The sequence below is a fragment of the Mesorhizobium sp. M4A.F.Ca.ET.050.02.1.1 genome, assembly GCF_003997725.1.
Taxonomy (GTDB): Bacteria; Pseudomonadota; Alphaproteobacteria; order Rhizobiales; family Rhizobiaceae; genus Mesorhizobium.
On record NZ_RZSG01001128.1, the window covers coordinates 1 to 1424 of the forward strand.

2 protein-coding genes are annotated in these 1424 nt (G+C 66.9%); one reads left to right on the forward strand and one right to left on the reverse strand.

What is annotated here, in order from left to right:
• Positions 1-20: 20 nt before the first annotated feature.
• The gene (locus tag EOA33_RS35640; RefSeq protein WP_127407716.1) at positions 21-926 is read right to left on the reverse strand and encodes a LysR family transcriptional regulator; all 906 of its coding nucleotides are present in this window, start codon (positions 924-926) and stop codon (positions 21-23) included.
• A gap of 116 nt (positions 927-1042) precedes the next feature.
• Between EOA33_RS35640 and EOA33_RS35645 the strand changes: the two genes are divergently transcribed.
• A partial coding sequence (locus EOA33_RS35645; protein WP_145989511.1) for an FAD-dependent oxidoreductase occupies positions 1043-1424 on the forward strand: 382 nt, incomplete at its 3' end.

A 1424-nucleotide genomic window follows, 5' to 3' on the forward strand; every position in this document is an offset into this window, starting at 1 on the left:
GGCAAACATATAAGGCTTGCTTATGCCTTTGCCCTGCCGCCGCCCAGAACGGCGGAGCAAGCGGCGCGGATCTGGTCGCGCATCATCTCATCGGCCCGTGCAAGGGCGCGTGTGCGCGAGGTGAGCAGCGCGATCGGAAATTCCGGCCCCGCCGCCAGCGGCCTGACGGCAAGCCCGGCAAACTGCTGCCAAGGCAGCAGGGCGTCGACGAGTGCGATGCCGAGACCAGCCTGGACGAAGCCGACGGCGGAGATGGAGACGTCGATCTCGAGCGAGGGCGAAAGCGCCACGCCCTGCGCGCGGGATGCGTGGGCGAGTTCGTCTGCCGGACGGGTGTTTCCGCGATAGGATATCAGCTCCTCTCCGGCAAGATCGGCGAGCGTCAACTCGGTTTTCCTGGCCAACGGATGCCCGGCCGGCAGCAGGCAGGCGAAGCCTACACTGCCGATCACCTCCGCCTCGATATCGGGAGGCAGGCGGTCGTCCAAGGCGACGCCCAAGCTGGCGTCGCCGGCGCGCAGCATGTCGACGATGGCTGCGATCGGCGCCATGTGGGAACGCAGCAGAATGCCTGGATGCTGCGCGCGGAAACTGGTGAAAGCGCGCGGCAATATCGCCATGGCCGGCGGCGGCGAGGCCGCGACACGTACGAGGCCAGCCCGACCCAGGCGCAGGTCGGTGGTCTTGCGCCGCAGGCCCTCCAGCCCCGCCGACAGCCTTTCGGCATCGGCGAAAATCTCAAGCGCGTCCGGCGTCGGCCGCAGCCGTCCCTTGACGCGCTCGAACAGCGTGAAGCCAAGTTCGTCCTCGGTGTGGAGCAGGATCTGGCTGAGCGCAGGCTGGGAGATGTTCAGCATCCGCGCCGCGGCGGTCACGGTGCCGGCGCGCATGACTGCGATGAACACTTCGAGCTGCCGCGCCCGCATTGCCACTCCATAGGTCAAGCTTATGGTTTTCGTCCAAACCCATCTTTGACGCAATGCCGTGGTGTGGACAAGATGGGGGCATCCAAGGATCAGCCGCTCTGCGCTAAGGAACGACTATGGACGTGATCGTGCTTGGCGGTGGGCTCATGGGGACGGCTTCGGCCTATTTCCTCGCCAGGCGCGGCGCGCGCGTGACGCTGATCGAGCGCAACCGGATCGGCACCGGGGCAACCGTCGCCTCTTTCGGCAACATCCGCCGCACCGGGCGTCACCTCTCCCAGCTGCCGCTGGCCCACCGCTCGCTCAGGCTCTGGGGCGAGGCCGAAAAGATGCTTGGTCGTGACGTGGAGTTCCGCACCACCGGTCATATCCGCTTGATCTTCGATGAAGACAGCCTCGTCGACATGCGGGCCTATGCTCAAGCCGCGCGGCCCTGGGGGCTCGGATCTGGCGCGGGCCAAGTTCCTCCAGATCGAGCCCCCAGGGCCGCGCGGCTTG